The sequence below is a fragment of the Streptomyces sp. NPDC055078 genome, assembly GCF_053607985.1.
In genome coordinates, this window is record NZ_JBSGUP010000975.1 from 1 (window position 1) to 2,149 (window position 2,149).

General features: G+C 68.3%; 2 protein-coding genes. Both read right to left on the minus strand.

The features are described from left to right. The coding region (locus tag ACWF94_RS39295) for a flavin monoamine oxidase family protein (RefSeq protein WP_453499898.1) at positions 1-1,272 on the minus strand (1,272 nt) is incomplete at its 3' end. 78 nt (positions 1,273-1,350) lie between these two features. Next, on the minus strand, positions 1,351-2,149 hold a 799-nt coding region (locus tag ACWF94_RS39300), incomplete at its 5' end, for an SMP-30/gluconolactonase/LRE family protein (RefSeq protein ID WP_453499900.1).

The following is a 2,149-nucleotide window of genomic DNA, read 5'->3' on the forward strand; positions in this document are numbered from 1 at the left end:
ACTTGCCACCGCGCCTTCCATCCAGCCGCGGAACGCGTGGGCGATGTCCGACCCAGCGAACACGAGACGGCCTTCGGTGGCCGCCAGGGCGGAGGCGTACTTCGACAGCAGGCCGGCGGGCGCCGCACACCAGGTCCCCTTGGCGTAGGGGTCGGCCAGCCAGTCGTGGCCATCGACTTGCAGGACATGAGCTCCGGGAAGGTATCGACGGAACGCCGCCTCCACGTCGTCACGGTCGTCCATGTCCAGCGGACGCTCCTGTGTCGAGAAGCCGACGACGAGGTCGCCGCCGAGGCCGGTCTCGTCGGCGGGGAAGTCCGTGAAGAAGACATCGATCGGTGCGTCGTGCCCGCCGACCCCGAGGATCTTCGGTGGCACGTCAGTGACGAGCGCCCACAGCTTCTTGGCAGCGCCGGACTGGCCGATTGCGGCACCGGCGGCCTTCTCCGGCGACAGTGCCGGTTCGAAGGTGACATCGTTCAGGCAGTTCAGCGGCAGAGCGATCACGGCACCGCGCGCGCGAAGCACCTCACCGTCCTGCGTCCGGACTTCGACGTGCCCGCCCGACTGAGACACCGCGGCCACTGGCGTCGAAAGAAGCAGCTCGGCACCGGAGTCGTCCAGCATCCGCTGCAGGAGGTCAATCGTGCCCGCAGCGAAACGGTGCGACGGTGTGTGACCGAGCGCCAGGACGTCATCGTTCAGGTTCGGGATCCACGACATCAGGTGCAGGGCGGAGATCTGAGACTCATGGCAGCCGGTGTTCTCGCGGATCCACGCGCCCATGAGTTCCCGGAGCGGCGCGGACAACCCGAAGCCGTCAAGATACGCGTCAAGAGGGACGTCCAGGTCGGTGACATCCTGCTGGTCCAGAGGAAGCTCCGGGTCGATTCGCCGGACCTGCGTGAGGACCTCCTCGGCCACCCGTCGGAGGTCACGTTCGTCATCGCCGGTGATCGGACAGGCGGCCTGGCTGAGCACACCATCGATCAGCGAGACATGGTGCTCGGCCTGCGGGCTCTCGGCGAGCACTACACCATAGCGCTCGACCTCCGCCATGAGCGCCACGTTGCCGTGCGGGTCGACCCAGTTGCCCCCCAGCTCGATGGAGAAGCCGGTGTTGGCGAAAGGCCGGTACCAGGCGCGGCCGCCAATGCGGTCCCGCGCCTCGACAATCCGGACTCGTTTGCCGCTCTTCGCGAGATCGCGCGCCGCCGTCAGCCCCGCGAATCCCGCGCCAATCACCAGGACGTCGTCAGTCTCACCGTTCACCGGGTCCCTCACTTCTCTCATGGTCGGCCACGTCCGTACGGCAGCCGTTGGCATGTGTGGCCAGGGTCGAACTCGGGTTCAGCTCAGACCGGCCGGCAGGTGCAGTGGTGCCCCGCGGACCCCGGGGTCGCAGGCGGTCACCACGAGCGTGCCGAGCGACGCGAGCGCGAGGACATCGAGATCGGGACCGGCGAACGCCAGGTTCGTCGGAGTCGGCGCGTACACCCCCGACCAGTCGTCGACGACGATGTCGAGTGTGCCGTCCGGAGCGAGGCGGTACACCCGATTGGGCTGCCAGCAGCCGATCCACAGGCCGCCTTCGGCGTCGAACGCGAGGCCGTCCGGCACGACCCGGTCGAGGACGACGACTGGCTCCGGCGCGCCACCGGAGAGCGGGACCCGCACGATTCGCGGCCAGGTCGACTCGACGATGTACAGCCAGTCACCGTGCAGCGCGAGGCCGTTGGCGAAGTGCAATCCGTCGAGTACTCGCTCGGTGGTCCCGTCAGGATCGATCCGCACGATCCCTCCGGTCGCCTTGCCCCAGCTCCCGGAGTCCGAGACCCACAGCCGACCGTCCTTGTCGAAGACGGGGTAGTTGGGGTAGCCGATCGCCGCGCCGTACTGCCTGACATTGCCGTCGGGCGCGATCTGCTGGATGCAGCCGTTGCCGATGTCGCAGGCATACACGGCGCCCGCGCCATCGAGTGCGAGGCCCAGCATGGAAGCGCCGGGCACGGTGCGGACTGTCTCGAAGGTTCCGCCCTCAAGTCTGAAGCGGTAGAGCTGTCCGCCCTCGCCGCCCGCGTAGAGCTGCTGTTCCGCTGGGGACCAGCAGACGCCTTCGGCGTGCTGCAGGCCCTCGACCACTGTGCGC